Annotated in this window: 19 protein-coding genes; 11 read left to right on the top strand and 8 right to left on the bottom strand. The window is 73.4% G+C overall.

Translation table 11 applies throughout. The annotated features are described in order from the left end of the window. Positions 1–21 precede the first annotated feature (21 nt). Both ACGF3A_RS06315 and ACGF3A_RS06310 read right to left on the bottom strand, forming a co-directional pair. Positions 22–801 (bottom strand): ANTAR domain-containing protein, encoded by a 780-nt coding sequence (locus ACGF3A_RS06315; protein WP_393726301.1) that lies wholly within the window; start codon positions 799–801, stop codon positions 22–24. A gap of 223 nt (positions 802–1,024) precedes the next feature. Then, a complete protein-coding gene (locus ACGF3A_RS06310; RefSeq protein WP_393726299.1) occupies positions 1,025–1,492 on the bottom strand; it encodes a MarR family winged helix-turn-helix transcriptional regulator in 468 nt (155 codons plus the stop codon). 89 nt (positions 1,493–1,581) lie between these two features. On the opposite strand from ACGF3A_RS06310, the gene ACGF3A_RS06305 reads away from it, so the two are divergent. After that, positions 1,582–1,995 (top strand): organic hydroperoxide resistance protein, encoded by a 414-nt coding sequence (locus ACGF3A_RS06305; protein WP_393726297.1) that lies wholly within the window; start codon positions 1,582–1,584, stop codon positions 1,993–1,995. Here the strand turns inward: ACGF3A_RS06305 and ACGF3A_RS06300 are convergent. Then, positions 1,985–2,530, bottom strand: a complete 546-nt coding sequence (locus tag ACGF3A_RS06300) for a CGNR zinc finger domain-containing protein (protein WP_393726295.1) — start codon at positions 2,528–2,530, stop codon at positions 1,985–1,987. The two genes, ACGF3A_RS06305 and ACGF3A_RS06300, sit on opposite strands and share 11 nt — an antisense overlap. 79 nt (positions 2,531–2,609) lie before the next feature. Between ACGF3A_RS06300 and ACGF3A_RS06295 the strand changes: the two genes are divergently transcribed. Continuing rightward, positions 2,610–3,305 (top strand): haloacid dehalogenase type II, encoded by a 696-nt coding sequence (locus tag ACGF3A_RS06295; protein ID WP_393726293.1) that lies wholly within the window; start codon positions 2,610–2,612, stop codon positions 3,303–3,305. Between the two features lie 19 nt (positions 3,306–3,324). Here the strand turns inward: ACGF3A_RS06295 and ACGF3A_RS06290 are convergent, their stop codons facing one another. Next, entirely contained in the window at positions 3,325–3,900 is a 576-nt protein-coding gene (locus ACGF3A_RS06290) for a hypothetical protein (protein ID WP_393726291.1), read from the bottom strand. A 306-nt stretch (positions 3,901–4,206) separates the two neighbouring features. Here ACGF3A_RS06290 and ACGF3A_RS06285 point away from each other — a divergent pair, with 306 nt between their 5' ends. From ACGF3A_RS06285 to ACGF3A_RS06275, 3 genes are all read left to right on the top strand, one after another. Beyond that, positions 4,207–4,626 (top strand): pyridoxamine 5'-phosphate oxidase family protein, encoded by a 420-nt coding sequence (locus ACGF3A_RS06285; RefSeq protein WP_393726289.1) that lies wholly within the window; start codon positions 4,207–4,209, stop codon positions 4,624–4,626. Positions 4,627–4,642: 16 nt separating this feature from the next. Continuing rightward, positions 4,643–5,539 (top strand): amidohydrolase family protein, encoded by an 897-nt coding sequence (locus tag ACGF3A_RS06280; RefSeq protein ID WP_393726288.1) that lies wholly within the window; start codon positions 4,643–4,645, stop codon positions 5,537–5,539. Between the two features lie 120 nt (positions 5,540–5,659). After that, positions 5,660–6,169 (top strand): Asp23/Gls24 family envelope stress response protein, encoded by a 510-nt coding sequence (locus ACGF3A_RS06275; protein WP_393726286.1) that lies wholly within the window; start codon positions 5,660–5,662, stop codon positions 6,167–6,169. A gap of 38 nt (positions 6,170–6,207) precedes the next feature. On the opposite strand, the gene ACGF3A_RS06270 is transcribed toward ACGF3A_RS06275, so the two are convergent. Next, positions 6,208–6,702, bottom strand: coding sequence for an STAS domain-containing protein (locus tag ACGF3A_RS06270; RefSeq protein WP_393726284.1), 495 nt, complete (start codon positions 6,700–6,702; stop codon positions 6,208–6,210). A gap of 326 nt (positions 6,703–7,028) precedes the next feature. Here ACGF3A_RS06270 and ACGF3A_RS06265 point away from each other — a divergent pair, with 326 nt between their 5' ends. The 3 genes from ACGF3A_RS06265 to ACGF3A_RS06255 all read left to right on the top strand — a co-directional run bounded on the left by ACGF3A_RS06265 (position 7,029) and on the right by ACGF3A_RS06255 (position 8,995). Continuing rightward, positions 7,029–7,472, top strand: a complete 444-nt coding sequence (locus ACGF3A_RS06265) for an ATP-binding protein (protein ID WP_393726282.1) — start codon at positions 7,029–7,031, stop codon at positions 7,470–7,472. A 194-nt stretch (positions 7,473–7,666) separates the two neighbouring features. Continuing rightward, the gene (locus tag ACGF3A_RS06260) at positions 7,667–8,104 is read left to right on the top strand and encodes a DUF3662 domain-containing protein (protein ID WP_393726281.1); all 438 of its coding nucleotides are present in this window, start codon (positions 7,667–7,669) and stop codon (positions 8,102–8,104) included. A gap of 72 nt (positions 8,105–8,176) precedes the next feature. Then, on the top strand, positions 8,177–8,995 hold the full coding sequence (locus ACGF3A_RS06255; protein ID WP_393726279.1) for an alpha/beta fold hydrolase: 819 nt from the start codon (positions 8,177–8,179) through the stop codon (positions 8,993–8,995). Positions 8,996–9,194: 199 nt separating this feature from the next. Here the strand turns inward: ACGF3A_RS06255 and ACGF3A_RS06250 are convergent, their stop codons facing one another. The 3 genes from ACGF3A_RS06250 to ACGF3A_RS06240 all read right to left on the bottom strand — a co-directional run bounded on the left by ACGF3A_RS06250 (position 9,195) and on the right by ACGF3A_RS06240 (position 11,835). Continuing rightward, complete coding sequence (locus tag ACGF3A_RS06250) at positions 9,195–10,697, bottom strand: helix-turn-helix domain-containing protein (RefSeq protein ID WP_393726277.1); 1,503 nt, start codon at positions 10,695–10,697, stop codon at positions 9,195–9,197. A 199-nt stretch (positions 10,698–10,896) separates the two neighbouring features. Beyond that, positions 10,897–11,352: a tellurite resistance TerB family protein gene (locus ACGF3A_RS06245; protein WP_393726275.1), complete on the bottom strand. Its 456-nt coding sequence runs from the start codon at positions 11,350–11,352 to the stop codon at positions 10,897–10,899. Positions 11,353–11,394: 42 nt separating this feature from the next. After that, complete coding sequence (locus tag ACGF3A_RS06240) at positions 11,395–11,835, bottom strand: NUDIX domain-containing protein (RefSeq protein WP_393726273.1); 441 nt, start codon at positions 11,833–11,835, stop codon at positions 11,395–11,397. Positions 11,836–11,881: 46 nt separating this feature from the next. Between ACGF3A_RS06240 and ACGF3A_RS06235 the strand changes: the two genes are divergently transcribed. The 3 genes from ACGF3A_RS06235 to ACGF3A_RS06225 are packed head-to-tail and all read left to right on the top strand — an operon-like array spanning position 11,882 to position 13,662. Continuing rightward, positions 11,882–12,172, top strand: a complete 291-nt coding sequence (locus tag ACGF3A_RS06235) for an ArsR/SmtB family transcription factor (protein WP_393726272.1) — start codon at positions 11,882–11,884, stop codon at positions 12,170–12,172. Continuing rightward, positions 12,169–12,558, top strand: a complete 390-nt coding sequence (locus tag ACGF3A_RS06230) for a VOC family protein (RefSeq protein ID WP_393726270.1) — start codon at positions 12,169–12,171, stop codon at positions 12,556–12,558. The genes ACGF3A_RS06235 and ACGF3A_RS06230 overlap by 4 nt, the downstream gene beginning before the upstream one ends. A 48-nt stretch (positions 12,559–12,606) precedes the next feature. Further along, entirely contained in the window at positions 12,607–13,662 is a 1,056-nt protein-coding gene (locus ACGF3A_RS06225; protein ID WP_393726268.1) for a LacI family DNA-binding transcriptional regulator, read from the top strand. Positions 13,663–13,776: the final 114 nt, after the last annotated feature.

Here is a 13,776-nt window from a genome sequence, read left to right as displayed (position 1 = left end):
TTCCTGGTGCACACATCACTCTCACTGCCCTTCGCAGCGGGCCGTGCCGTCCGGGCCGAAGCGCAGCCGGCGGGCGACCACTTCGACGGCCACGTCCGCGAGTGTCCGCGCCTGGGCGTAGGCGTACGCCCGCAGGCGCACGGCCACCTCTTCCACGCCCGCGCTCATCTGCTCGGTGAGCATGCCCACGGCCTGGTCGATCTCCGCCCGGTACTGGTCGTAGCCGAGCGCTTCCTCCATGCCCTCGGGGCCCGCCCCCTGGACCGTGCCGATGCCGGGCGAGGCCAGGAGCAGCAGCATGGTCGCGGCCTCGGCGAACGCCAGCGCGTCGGCCAGCACTTCGCCGCGCAGCGGACCGGTCCGGGCCGCGTACAGATCCAGCACCCCCGGCGACCTGGTGCCAGCGGAGAGCGGCAGCGCGAAGAACGCGCCGGCGCCCGCGGCGTGGGCTGCCGGGGCGAACGAGGGCCACCGCTCCCGCAGTTCGGCCCGGGACAGGTCTCCGGTGAGCACGGGCGCCCCGGAGCTGATGACGTCCACGCAGGGGCCCTCGCCGAGCGTGAGCTGGAGCTCCTCCAGCTCACCGCTGATCCGGTCGGTGGTGTGCAGGACGTGCCGCATCGCCGGGGTGGACATCAGCGAGATCCCGGCACCGTCCACCGGCAGCGTGTCGACGGCGGCCGCGCACACGTCGCGGACGTCCGCCTGGCCGCCGCGGCGTCTGGCCTCCAGCGCCACCCTCTCCATGACCCGCCCGGTCCGGCCCGCCTGTCCCACCTGCCCGTCCCACCCCTCAGGCATGGCGGGCTCCGGCACTCTTCCGGCGTGAACCGCGCATGAGCGCTCTCCGTCCAGCGGCGACACCGGCCACGACGGAGCCCGAGGCACGAACAGCGGGGACTCGACCATCAGCCCTTGATCCCACGAGGCAGCCCTTACGCGCCCACGCTACCGCGCCAAGTGCCGTGAAGGGAGGCGGCTGTTCGGCCCTCCGGACGGCTCCCTGCCGACGGTCCCCTCCGCCCTACGCGCGCTCGGAAGCCTCCCGCGCCGCCGCCGTGTCCAGCGCCTCGGTGAGGCGGTCCAGGCGGGCGCGCAGGTCGGCGATCTCGTCGGCGCCGAAGTCCGTCGCGGCGGCGATGCGGCGCGGGACGAGCCTCGCGCGCTCGCGCAGGGCCGCGCCCTCGTCGGTGAGGCGGACGCGCACGGAACGCTCGTCGCTGGCGCTGCGCTCGCGGCGCACGCGCCCCGCGCCCTCCAGCCGCTTGAGCAGCGGCGAGAGCGTCCCGGAGTCGAGGCGCAGCCGCTCTCCCAGCTCCTTGACCGGCATCTCGCCGTGCTCCCACAGCGCCAGCATCACCAGGTACTGGGGATAGGTGAGGCCCAGGTCCTTGAGCAGGACGCGGTAGAGGCCGCTGAAGGCGCGCGAGGCGGCGTTCAGCGAGAAGCAGACCTGCTGGTCGAGGCGGAGGAGGTCGTCGTCGGCGGACATGCGGCCAGGGTAGCGTGACACGAATTAATTGTGCGCAACTCAATTGTGTGCTCTACTTCTGGACAGAGGACAGCAAGGAGAGGATTTCCATGGACGCGCTCTACACCGCCGTCGCCACCGCCACCCACGGCCGCGAGGGCCGGGCCGTCAGCTCGGACGGCAAGCTCGATCTGGAGCTGGGCATCCCCACGGAGATGGGGGGCGACGGAAAGGGCACCAACCCGGAGCAGCTCTTCGCCGCCGGGTACGCGGCGTGCTTCGCCAGCGCGCTGGGCGTCGTCGGACGGCAGGCGAAGGTGGACCTCGGCGACGCCGCGGTGACCGCCGAGGTCGGCATCGGCAAGCAGGGCGAGGGCTTCGGCCTGAAGGTGGCGCTGCGCGTCGAGCTGCCGGACGCGCTCGACGCGGCGCGCGGCCGCGAGCTGGTCGAGCAGGCCCACCAGGTCTGCCCCTACTCCAACGCGACGCGCGGCAACATCCCGGTCGAGCTCGTCATCGAGTGACCTCGCCCTGCTTGCGGGCGCGGTACGCCGCCGCCTTGACCCTGTTGCCGCAGGCGTCCATGCCGCACCAGGTGCGGCGGGCGCCTCGCGAACGGTCGACGTAGAGGCGCGTACAGGCGGGGCGGCCGCACTCCTTCACCGGGGTGCCGCGGTCGGCGAGCAGCGCGATGCCGCCGCGCGCGACCTGGGCCAGCGCGGCGCGCAGGTCCCCCGACAGGCGCAGGCCCGCGTCGCTCAGCTCGACCGTGGGCGGCGGCGGGGCCGCGGCCCGGTTGACGACGACGAGCCCGGCGGGGGTGAAGCGGCGCCCCTCGACGCGGTCGAGGGCCAGCCGGTGGAGCGCCTCGCGGAGCCGCACCCCGGAGTCGAGGTCCGCGGCCCCGGCCGTGACCCGGTCGGGCAGCTCGTCGCACTCCTGGACCCACCGCTCCAGGTCGGCGGGGGTGGCCAGGAGGTCCTCGGGCGCGTGGCGCCGCGACTCCACGGTGGCGATCAGGTCCAGCGCCGGACTGCCGCTCACGAATGCGAATCCCACGTCACCATCTTGACCGGTGACGCGGGAGGGGGCAAGAATCGTCACCAGTTGAACCGGTGACGCAGAAACGGGAGACGCGATGCCCCACCCCTCCGAGATCGAGGCCGTCGTCTTCGACGTCCTCGGCACGATGGTCGACGAGCCCGGCGGGCTGCGGGCGGCCATCCGTGACGCGGCGCCCGCCTCCGACGAGGACTCCCTCGACGAGCTGCTCGCCGTCTGGCAGGACCACGTCGCGCACGAGCAGGAGCGGATCGAGAAGGGCGAACGGGCGTACGCCGAATCCGTCACCGTCGACCGCGAGGCGGCGCACCGGGTGGCCGAGCGCGCCGGGATCACCGACCCGACGGCCGTGGCGCGGCTGGCCACCGCGAGCCGGCGGCTCAGCCCGTGGGACGACTCCGCCGCCGGACTCGCGCGCCTCGCGCGGCACTTCCCCGTGCTGGGGCTCTCGCACGCGAGCCGCGCGGCGCTGCTCCGCCTCAACGCGTACGCGGGGCTGCGCTGGCACCAGGCGCTCTCCGCCGAGGACGCCCGCGCGTACAAGCCCGCGCCGGAGGTCTACCGCCTCGCGCTCGACGCGGCGGGCTGCCCGCCGGAGCGCACGCTGATGGTCGCGGCCCACGCCTGGGACCTGCACGGGGCCCAGGCGGTGGGCATGCGGACCGCCTACGTCCGGCGCCCGGGCGGAGATCCCCCCAAGGACTCCGACGCCTTCACCTGGTACGCGGACGGGCTGGACGAACTGGCCACCACGCTCACCGCGGAGCGGTAGGGCCCCAAGGACCCGTGGTTCAGAGGATCGTGGCCGTGACCTTCGGGTAGTCCTCGGTCGTCGCGCCCTTGCCGTACTGCAGCGTGATCACGATCTTGCGGCCGAACTCCTTCTTGATCACGCGGTCCTCGGTCTTCGTCCGCGTCGCGCCGGGAGCGAGCCGCCCCCCGATCCCGCCCGTGTCGTCGCTGAAGGACGTCCGCGTGGCCTCCCCGCCCCGCGTGCCCCCCTCGACGAACGTGGCGAAGTCGTCGAGCGCGAGGGTCTCCTTGCCGCTGTTGTGGAACTTGAAGTGCAGCTGGAACGGGAGGTGGCCCGCGCCGTACCCCGACGTCTTCACCTCGTCGGCCTTCACGACCGTGACCTCCAGGCCGTCGGGCCAGCTGAACGTCTCGCCCTCCCGCAGCCTCAGGTCGGCGTCGTCGGACGCGGCGGCCCCCTTGCCGCTCCGCCCCTCGGCGCCCGTGGACACCTCGCCCCTGCTCGTCCCCTCGCCCTTGCCGTCGCCGCCCTCCGTCCCGCACGCGGTGACGGCGACGAGCACCGCGGCGACGAGCGCGACGACGGCCTTCCCTCTTCCTCTTCGCGTTGTCATGGTCCCCCCAGGGTTGTTGAAACGCGGAGCGTACTCCCGTAGATGCCCGACACATCAGGTGTTTGACCCATGTGCCTGGTTGTGGTGGTACTCGTCAGTTCCTGTGCGGCCCCGTCGTACGGGTGGGACAGGCGTGTTCGCCCGCGGCGCACGGGGAGAGCGCGCTGCGCCGTACGTACGGCGGCGTCTACGGCCACGCGTGCCATGTCTCCGCTCTCCGACGGACGGGCGCACCCGTCGCCCTGCGGCATCCGGCTGCCCCATAGAGTCGGAGGCGTCCGTCCCGCGCACACCCGAGGGAGAACGATGGCGCAGCCCCCGTCCCGGCCCGCCCTGCGGTCCGACCCGGCCTACCTCGCCTTCTGGGAGGAGCGGCACGTGGGCCTCCTGACGACCCTCCGGCCGGACGGCTCGCCGCACCTCGTCCCGGTGGGCGTGACGTACGACAGCGGCGCGGGCGTCGCCCGCGTGATCACCAGCCGTTCGAGCAAGAAGGCCCGCAACGTGCTCGCCGCGGGGCCCTCCGGCGCCCGCGTGGCCGTGAGCCAGGCGGACGGGGCGCGCTGGGCGACGCTGGAGGGCACGGCCGTCGTACGGGACGAGCCGGAGGCGGTCGCCGACGCCGAGGCGCGGTACACCCGGCGCTACCGCCCGCCCCGCGTCAATCCGAACCGTGTCGTCATCGAAATCACCGTCACCAGGACAATGGGCTCGGTGCGCGCGTAGGACGGGAGGCCGGAGGATGACCGAGGAGGCGGACGCCGCCGCGCGGGAGCGGGCCGAAGTGGCCGCGTTCCGCGCGTCGCTGGGCCTGGACACGCTCATCGACGTGCACACGCACTTCATGCCGGAGCGGGTCCTCGCGAAGGTGTGGGCGTACTTCGAAGCGGCCGGGCCGCTCATCGGCCGCCATTGGCCGATCGCCTACCGCCACGAGGAGGAGCGGCGGCTCGACGTCCTGCGGGGCTTCGGCGTCCGCGCGTTCACCTCGATGCTCTACCCGCACAAGCCGGGCATGGCCCGCTGGCTCAACGACTGGGCGGCGGACTTCGCCGCCCGTACGCCCGACTGCCTGCACACCGCCACGTTCTACGCCGAGCCCAGCGCGTACGACGACGTGCGGCGCGCCCTCGACCAGGGCGCGCGGGTCTTCAAGTGCCACCTCCAGGTGGGTGGTTACGACCCGAACGACCCGGTGCTCAAGCAGGTGTGGGGGCTGCTGGAGGAGGCGCGCGCGCCGGTCGTCACGCACTGCGGCTCGGGCCCCGTGCCCGGCCCGTTCACGGGCCCGGAGCCGGTCGCCGCGCTGCTCGCCCGGCATCCGCGGCTGCGGCTGGTCGTCGCGCACCTGGGGATGCCGGAGTACGAGGACTTCCTCGCCCTGGCCGAGCGGCACGGGGACGTCATGCTCGACACCACCATGGCCTTCACCTCCTTCACCGAGGCCGAAGCGCCCTTCCCGCGGGCCGCGCTGCCCCGGCTGGCCGCGCTCCAGGACCGCGTCCTGCTGGGCACGGACTTCCCGAACATCCCCTATACGTACGCCGAGGCCCTGCGCGGGCTGCGGGAGACCGGGCTCGGGACGGAGTGGCTGCGCGCCGTCTGCCACGACAACGCGGCCCGCGTCTTCGGCATCTAGGTCCTCCGGTCTTCGGGGTTCTTCCGGCGCATTCGGGCAACGGATCCTGGGGACACGCGTCCCAGACAGAGAACGAGAACCGGCACGATTCCACGAGTCCGACGTGATCAGGAGGATGCGATGACCACGCAGCAGTTCACCGGCACGGAGGAGAGCGGCCAGGCGGCGGGTCCGGGCACGTCCGGGAGGGCGGAGCCGGGGACGACGACGGTGAGCGGCGGGGCACGCGGCGCGGGCCAGCCCGCCGCCTCCCGCGGCAGGACGACGATCGCGGACGTGGTCGTCGTCAAGATCGCGGGAATGGCGGCCCGCGAGATCCCCGGCGTGCACGACATGGGCGGCGGCTTCTCGCGCACGATCAGCGCCGTCCGCGACCGGGTGCCCGGCGGGCGGCCGAACGTGGGGCGCGGGGTGAAGGTCGAGGTCGGCGAGCGCCAGACGGCCGTCGACCTGGACCTGGTCCTGGAGTACGGCGTCCCGGTGATGGAGGTGGCGGGGGCCGTACGGGAGAACGTGATCGCGGCGGTCGAGCGCATCACGGGCCTGGAGGTCGTCGAGGTCAACGTCGCCATCAACGACGTCCATCTCCCCGAGGACGACGACGCGGGCACGGACGCACGCGTGGAGTGACGCCCGCCAGAGGCGGCGCCAGGGGGCGCCAGGGGCCGTCAGGAGAGGTCGTGGTCCGGGGGCAGATGCGGGTTGTCGTCCTGGAGCCAGGACTTCTCCACGGCCTGGGGATGCGGGTGCGGGATGTCCGGACGGCGGCCGCCCGTGGGCGGCCACTGGGGGCGCTGCTCGTCCGGGAGGGCCTGCAGCGCCTCGCTGACGCTGGGGTAGACGGGCAGCATGCCGGTGCTCCCGGTGAGCGTCAGCAGCCCGGCCATGTGGCGGCCCACGCAGGCGAGGAGCAGCCGTCCCTCGCGGCGGCGCAGCAGCCAGCGCAGCGCCAGCAGGCAGTTGAGCCCCCGCGAGTCGCAGAAGACCAGCGCGGTGACGTCCAGGATCAGATAGCGGTATCCGGCGACGACGACCGCGCCGATCCGGTCGAGGTAGAACTCCTCGGAGCCGTGGTCGAGTTCGCCGCTGAGCCGGAGCACCGCGCACTCGTCCCTGACCGCGAGCGAGGTGATGGCCAGACGGTGCGTGTCCCACGTGCTCAAGCCGACTCCTCCGTCCCCCGCCGAGTCCCGGCACAGTTCATCGTTCACCGAGTTCATCGTTCATCGAACGCTCCGGGCGCGTACCGGTGCGCCCGCACTTCCGGCCGAGTGTCCCGTCGCGAGGGCCGGAACCCCGCTCCGCCCATCACACCACGGGACAGCCACGAGGGCGCCACACGGAACACACAGTTCCGGTCGTAGTGATCGGGTGGGGGATCCGGATCGTACGCCCATCCGGGTGTTGCGCGGCACGCCGGGCCGGGAATCACCCGTCACACAGACCGTCCAGCCGTCCCACGCACGCCACCTCCAGGGAAGTGAGAACCATGCGCGCGGGCCACCGCCGACATCGCCGCCGCACCGTCCGGCCGCACCCCGCCCGGGGCGCCCGGGTCGAGTACGCCCTCCCGGCCGACGCCGCCTCCGCGCGCTGGGCGCGGCGGCTGACCACCGAGTTCCTGCTCAGCGAGAGAGCCCCGGCCGGAGCGGGCCACCACGAGGACGAGGCCGAACTGATCGTCTCGGAGCTCGTCACCAACGCCGTGCGGCACGGCCGCGGCCGCTGCCGCCTCCGGCTGACGAGCAGGCGCCGCGCCCTGACCATCGAGGTCGCCGACGACGGCCCCGGGCACCCGGTGCCGCGCCGGGCGCGGGCCGGGCACGAGGGCGGCCGGGGCCTGATGCTCGTACGCCACCTCTCGCGGCGGCTGCGCACCACGCGCCATCCGCACGGCGGCAAGACGGTGCGGGCGGTCCTCGCCCTCGCCTGAGACACGCGGCCCGCCACCCGCCACCCGCCACCCGTGACCACCGCGTCCCCGCTCCGTAACACCCGTAACAGACGTGTTCATACGGCCCATCGGCACGTGCCTCTCGCGCCGGAGGCCCGTTAACCGGCCGGGGGCGCGCGAGAGCGCCCCCTGACCGTGCCGGACGGACGTGAGGGAAGCGGGCGACAGGAGCGATGAGGACGATCACGCGGGTGGAGAGCACGATGGAGCGCTGGGCCGCGACGGTGTGGTCCGCGGTCCGCAGACCACGCAACCGCCCCATCGAGGTGGTGTCCGTGCTGCGCCGCGAGTGCGACCTCAACGCCCTGATCCTCGGCCGCGGCCGCGTCCTGGTGCCGAACCACTTCACGATCGAGCTGCCGTACGCGAGCCACCGCAGGCTCGCCGAGCACGGTCCCGCACTCGGCCCCGAACTGGCCGCGCAGGTACGGGGTTACGCGGCGGAGCAGCGCTACAGCTTCACCGGGCCCGTCTCGGTGCAGCTCTCGCCGCTGCCCGGGGACAGCGAGGCCCGCTACCGCGTCAGCAGCCGCATCGCGCCCGGCGAGCCCGAGCGGACGTGCGGCGACGAGATGACACGGCTCCTCCCGCTGCCGCCCGAGCCCTTCTGAGCCGTCCCGGCCCCTTGACCTCATACCCCCTAGGGGTATCTGATGAGGCAACGGCCGAGCCGAGGAGGAGCCATGACGGAGCAGCACGGGGACCGGTATCTGGCCCGGGAGGGCGCGCGGATCGCGTACGAGGTGACGGGGACGCGCGCGGGACCGCCGGTCGGGTACGCGCACGGGGTCATGCTCAGCAGGGCGGCCGTGCGCCGCCTCGAACTGCTGGACCTGGACGCGATGGCGGGCGGACGGCGGCTGCTGACGTACGACGCGCGGGGGCACGGGCGTTCGACGGGGCGGCCGGTCACGGAGGACTACCTCTTCGGGAACTACGCGCGCGATCTGCTCGCGCTGCTCGACGAGGCGGGCTTCGAGGAGCCCATGGACTTCACGGGCTCCTCGCTCGGCGCCGACACGGCGCTGCGCGCGGCGCTCCTCGCGCCCGAGCGGTTCCGGCGGCTGGTCGTGATGATCCCGCCCGTGGCGTGGGAGAGCGGCGAGGGGCCGCACGCCCGGGACTGGTACACGGCGGCGGCCGACACCATCGAGGCGCACGGCGCCGCGCACTGGCGCGAGGGGTGGGCGAAGGAGGCGGACACCGAGGTGATGCCGCTCTTCGACGGCTATCCGCGGTTCGACATGACGCCCGACATCTCCGACGAGCTGCTGCCGCACGCGCTCCGCGGTGTCGCCGCCTCCGACCTCCCCTCGCCCGAGGAGATCGCGACGGTGCGGCAGCCCACACTGGTCCTCGCCTGGGACGCCGACCCGCTGCACCCGGTGTCCACGGCGGAGCGGCTGCACGGGCTGCTGCCGGACGCGGAGCTGCACGTCTCCCGCTCGGTCGCGGACGTCCAGGGCTGGACGCGGCGCATCGCGGAGTTCCTGGAGAAGTGAGAGGGCGGGACGCGCGCGAGGCCGGGACCGGGGGCTGACCGCCCCTGGTCCTCCGGCCTGCTGGACGGCCCACCTGTCGTACGTGTCGCCACGTTCCCCCGAACCGGCGGGTGGGCCGTCACTGATGACGGTAGACCGCACCGGGGTGTGTGCCCAATGTGCACGGTGCGCAATTTCCGGGGCGGGTTGTGCACGCTGCTCAGTTGGTCCGGGCGCGGGCGATGTGCAGGGCGTGGACGATGTCGTGGGTGCCGGTGCCGAGGGTCAGCAGGTCCAGGCCGAGCACGGTCTCGGCGGCGCGCAGATGGGCCCGGACGGTGTTGCGGCTGATCCCCAGGCTGTGCGCGGCCCGCTGGGCGTCGGTGTTGGAGTCGATCCAGACCTGGAGCGTGCGCACATGGCGGTCCGGGAGGGGGCCCAGGAGCGTCTGCGCCCAGGCCCCGGCGCGCTCCGTGCGCAGCAGATGGTCCAGGGTGACGGGACGGTGCCGCACCTCGGCGACGGGTGCCGCGCGGGAGCTGTCGAGGGAGAGCGCCAGATGGACGGCGGCCCGTGTCCGTACCTCCGTGAGGTCGCGGCCGAGGGCCCGTTCCGCGCGCCGCAGATGGGCGGTGACCGTGTTGCGGCTCAGGTCGAGGAGGCGGGCGACGGCCGTACGGGGCATGGTCATGGCCAGCCGCGTCACATCGGCACTGGTCTCCGGGGCCTCCTGGAGGGGCGCGAGGAGCGTGCGGGCCCAGTCGAGCGCGGGCTGGCGCGGCAGCACCCCTTCGAGCGGGCTCCGGCCATGGTAGAAGGCGATACGGTCCGGCGCCGCGCGCGCCGCGGCCAGCGCGTGGGTGGCCTGGCTGTACGCGGCGGCGGTCGCGGGGAGGGGGTGCGAGCCGCTGACGCCGAGCGCGTAGCCGGGGTTGTCGCGCACGAGACGGCGGAGCATGGCCCCGCGCCCGTACGCCCCCTTGCCGCCGTCCTCCTGCTCGTCCTCGGCGACGAGGCAGATCAGGTGGTCCTTGAAGACCGGGCACTGCACCAGCAGGTCCGGGCCGTGGTAGCCGGAGGCGTCCTGCTCGGCGCGGGCGATCCGGTCGCGGTCGGCCGCCGGGCAGTGCAGCAGGTGCAGCCGCACCCGGGGGGCCTCCAGGAGCGGCGGGACGGCGCCGGTCGTCATCCGCCGGGCCAGCAGCACGTCACCCGCCAGCAGGGCCTGGAGCACGGCGATCCGCATCTGCCGCGCGGAGCGCTGGTAGCTGCGCCAGCTCCGGTCGTGGTCCCCGGCGCGGCGCAGCAGCGTGAGGACGGCGGCGGTGTGGGAGAGCCACGCGGCCTCCTCCGGGTCCGGCTCGCGGGAGAAGGCGGCCACGAGCACCGGGCGCGGCTCGTGCGGCCCGAGCGTCACGGCGCGTACGTGCAGCTCCTCGTCCCGGGTCGCGGCCGCCGCGAGCTGCCCGGTGGACAGCCGTACGAGCAGCTCGGACAGCGAGTCAGGGAGGCGGCGGGGGAACCGCGGCGTCGCCGACTCCACCCTGCCCGTACCGTCCGCGACCGCGACCAGCGCGACCTGGGCGCCGGTCCGGTCGTGCAGCCACTCCAGGATCCGGCGGACGTCGGGACTCTCGGCGTGGGTGGCCAGGCGGCCCACCTCGCGCAGCAGCCCTTCCAGACCGGCGGCCGACGACCGCGTCCCCACCTCGGCCTCGCTCACGGTTTCCTGCTCCTCGCGTCCGCCCCCGTCCAGTCGTGCATCCCGTACACCGGACAGACTGCCACTGTGTGCGGACGGCACAAGAGGCGGATCCCGTCACAGCCACGGACGACGGGACAGGTGGCCGACGCCCGCCCCGAGGAGGGGTACGAGGTAACGGGCGCCGACCACCCGGTCGGAGAGGGGCGGAGCCCCGGTCTCAGAGGTCGAACTCGTGCGGCGGCAGGTCGAGGGTGTAGCAGGCCTCGCGGACGACGGCCTGCTCGTCCTTGTCGAAGTCGCCGTCGGCGCCGCCGATGACGATGCCGATCTGGACGACGGCGCGGGCCTCGGTCGGCTTCTTCTTCGCCTTGGCGACCTCCTGGAGGACGCTGACCTTGCCGAAGTCGAAGTCGGCGGTGAGCTTGTCGCAGTTCTCCTCGAAGCGGCGGCGCAGATCGTCGGCCGGGAAGTTCTGCAGCACCTCGTTGTTCGCGATGAGCTGGGCGACCTTGCGGCGCTCCTCGGGGTCGATGCTCCCGTCGGCGGCGGCGACCAGGGCGCACATCGCCATGCTGGCGTCACGGAACGCACCGCTCTTGAGGTCGTTCTTCTTCGCGGTGAGCTGGGTCTGCATCGTCGATGCGGATTCCTTGATGCGGTCCCACAGGGCCATGAGGACTCCGTACGGTGTCAGGAGGGAGAAAGGCGTATTGCTCTACAGGAGTGTAGAGCAATCGGCCGGGAGCCATGCGTCCTGCCCGTCGGCCAGCGGCCGCCCCAGCGGCAGCGGAACGAAGCGGCACGCGAACACCATCCCGGCGTCCCCGCCCTCGCCCCCGACCTCGTGATGCCAGGCGTCCGGCGCGTCCGCGGGCGCGCGGAGCAGGAAGAAGACGGTGCTGCGGGGCTCGCCGGTCTCCGGGTGGGGCCTGTCCTCGGCGCCGAGCCTCCGGACCACGGCGACCGCCGTCAGCCCGGTCTCCTCCGCGACCTCGCGCAGCACGGCGTCCTCGCGCCCCTCCCCCGCCCGTACGCCCCCGGCGGGCACCTGCGTCCCGGCCTCCGGGGCGCCGACGTGGTCGAAGACCAGCAGCTCGGGGACGGGGCGGGGGCGGATGACGTAGGCGGCGACGCGCTGCCGGGGCGAAGGAGGCATCCGGTCATTCTCGACAGGCAAGCCAATACTTGCCTATGGTGGGGGTGTGGCCGACGAACTCTTCAAGGCCCTCGCCGACCCCACGCGCCGGAAGATCCTCGACGAGCTGGCGGAGCGGCAGGGGCAGACCCTCTTCGAGATCTGCTCGCGCCTGAGCATGAAGCATCAGCTCGGGCTCAGCCGGCAGGCCATCTCGCAGCATCTCGCGGTGCTGGAGGAGGCGGGGCTGGTGGAGAGCAGGCGGGAGGGGCGCTACAAGTTCCACGACCTGAACACGGAGCCGCTGCGGCACATCGCCGAGCGGTGGATCAGGTCCGACCAGCGGGAGACCCCATGAGAATCAACCTGACCAGCGTCCTCGTGGACGACCAGGCGAAGGCCCTGGCCTTCTACACCGACGTCCTCGGCTTCGTGAAGAAGGAGGACATCCCGATCGGCACGGACCGCTGGCTGACCGTGGTCTCCCCCGAGGACCCGGGCGGCACCGAACTGGTGCTGGAGCCCTCGGGCCACCCGGCGGCGACCCCGTTCAAGGAGGCGCTGGTCGCCGACGGGATCCCGTACACCTCGTTCGCCGTGGACGACGTGCGCGCCGAGCACAAGCGGCTCAGCGACCTCGGCGTGACCTTCACGCAGGAGCCGATGGACGCGGGCCCCGTCACCGTGGCCGTCTTCGACGACACCTGCGGCAATCTGATCCAGATCGCCCAGCAGCACGGCTGAGCGGCGGCGCCCCGCCGCGTCCCCGCGGGGCCGCCCTATATTGACGACGTGACTGACAAGGTGACGTTGCAGCAGGTGGCGGCCCACGCGGGGGTGTCGCGCGCGACCGCCTCCCTGGTCGTACGGGGGACGGGGCGCGTCTCGCAGGAGACCCGCGACCGGGTCTTCGCGTCCATGGCGGAGCTGGGATACGTCTACGACCAGGTGGCCGCCTCCCTGCGCACCCGGCAGGCGAAGGTCGTCGGGATCGTCGTCACCAACATCGCCAACCCCTTCTTCTCCGAGCTGATCCTCGGCCTGGAGGCGGAGATAAGGAAGGCGGGCTTCCTGCCGCTGCTCGCCGTCACGCGGGACGACGTCGCACAGCAGGCGGAGGCCGTCAGCGCGCTCCAGGAGCACCGGGTCGCCGGACTCGGCATCGTGCCCGCCACGGGGACGAGCCCCGAGCTGATCGACGAGCTGCGCCGCTCGCGCGTCGGGCACGTCTTCATGACCCGGTACCTGGACGGCGCCGAGACGAGTTACGTGGGCCCCGACGACGTTCGCGGGGGCGAACTCGCGGGCGAGCACCTGTTCCAGCACGGCTGCCGCCGGGTCGCCTATCTCGGCGGCCCCGCGCGCATGGTCTCGCGCCGGGACCGGCTGACGGGACTCCGTACGGCCGCGGCCCGCGCCGGGCTCGACCCCGACGGAGCCGTGCTCAGCCTCCCCGGCGAGACCAGCGGCACCGGCGGCCTGGAGCTGGGGCGACGGCTCGCCGCCGACCCGGACGCGCTGCCCGACGGGGTGCTCTGCCACGGCGACAGCGTGGCGTTCGGGCTCTACCGCGCGCTCTACGACGCGGGGCTCAGCGACCGGCTGCGGGTGATCGGCTACGACGACGTGCCCGCGGCGGCACTCTGGGAGCCCCCGCTGACCAGCATCTCCGTTCGCGGACGGGAACTCGGCCGGGAGGCCGCGCGGCTGCTGCTGGGCCGGATCGAGAACCCCTCGGCGCCGCCCGTCGTCCGCCGGCGCGCGCCGGAGCTGCGCGTACGGCGCTCGTGCGGCTGCCACGGAAGCGCGGATTCCGCTGTGGATCCCGCCACGGAAGACAGCCCTTGACAGCCACACGCGCCCCGCGCATTCTCTTGTGACCGCCAGAGATCGGCCTCCCCCAGGCGCCTTCAGGTGTCCCCGTATGCCCTGAACCAGCTTGGTAGATCGATCTACCACCCT

The sequence above is a fragment of the Streptomyces sp. NPDC048172 genome, assembly GCF_043202595.1.
Taxonomy (GTDB): Bacteria; Actinomycetota; Actinomycetes; order Streptomycetales; family Streptomycetaceae; genus Streptomyces.
Note: the sequence above shows the minus strand (reverse complement) of the source record. Positions and strands in the feature narration are given on the sequence as shown.

Excerpts from the sequence above, each read along its gene's own strand:
- ACGF3A_RS06315 (WP_393726301.1), bottom strand. The coding sequence starts at position 801 with ATGCCTGAGGGGTGGGACGGGCAGGTGGGACAGGCGGGCCGGACCGGG.
- ACGF3A_RS06280 (WP_393726288.1), top strand. The coding sequence starts at position 4,643 with ATGACCGAGGAGGCGGACGCCGCCGCGCGGGAGCGGGCCGAAGTGGCC.
- ACGF3A_RS06260 (WP_393726281.1), top strand. The coding sequence starts at position 7,667 with ATGAGGACGATCACGCGGGTGGAGAGCACGATGGAGCGCTGGGCCGCG.
- ACGF3A_RS06230 (WP_393726270.1), top strand. The coding sequence starts at position 12,169 with ATGAGAATCAACCTGACCAGCGTCCTCGTGGACGACCAGGCGAAGGCC.
- ACGF3A_RS06255 (WP_393726279.1), top strand. The coding sequence starts at position 8,177 with ATGACGGAGCAGCACGGGGACCGGTATCTGGCCCGGGAGGGCGCGCGG.
- ACGF3A_RS06245 (WP_393726275.1), bottom strand. The coding sequence starts at position 11,352 with ATGGCCCTGTGGGACCGCATCAAGGAATCCGCATCGACGATGCAGACC.
- ACGF3A_RS06290 (WP_393726291.1), bottom strand. The coding sequence starts at position 3,900 with ATGACAACGCGAAGAGGAAGAGGGAAGGCCGTCGTCGCGCTCGTCGCC.
- ACGF3A_RS06310 (WP_393726299.1), bottom strand. The coding sequence starts at position 1,492 with ATGTCCGCCGACGACGACCTCCTCCGCCTCGACCAGCAGGTCTGCTTC.
- ACGF3A_RS06285 (WP_393726289.1), top strand. The coding sequence starts at position 4,207 with ATGGCGCAGCCCCCGTCCCGGCCCGCCCTGCGGTCCGACCCGGCCTAC.
- ACGF3A_RS06265 (WP_393726282.1), top strand. The coding sequence starts at position 7,029 with ATGCGCGCGGGCCACCGCCGACATCGCCGCCGCACCGTCCGGCCGCAC.
- ACGF3A_RS06305 (WP_393726297.1), top strand. The coding sequence starts at position 1,582 with ATGGACGCGCTCTACACCGCCGTCGCCACCGCCACCCACGGCCGCGAG.
- ACGF3A_RS06275 (WP_393726286.1), top strand. The coding sequence starts at position 5,660 with ATGACCACGCAGCAGTTCACCGGCACGGAGGAGAGCGGCCAGGCGGCG.
- ACGF3A_RS06295 (WP_393726293.1), top strand. The coding sequence starts at position 2,610 with ATGCCCCACCCCTCCGAGATCGAGGCCGTCGTCTTCGACGTCCTCGGC.
- ACGF3A_RS06240 (WP_393726273.1), bottom strand. The coding sequence starts at position 11,835 with ATGCCTCCTTCGCCCCGGCAGCGCGTCGCCGCCTACGTCATCCGCCCC.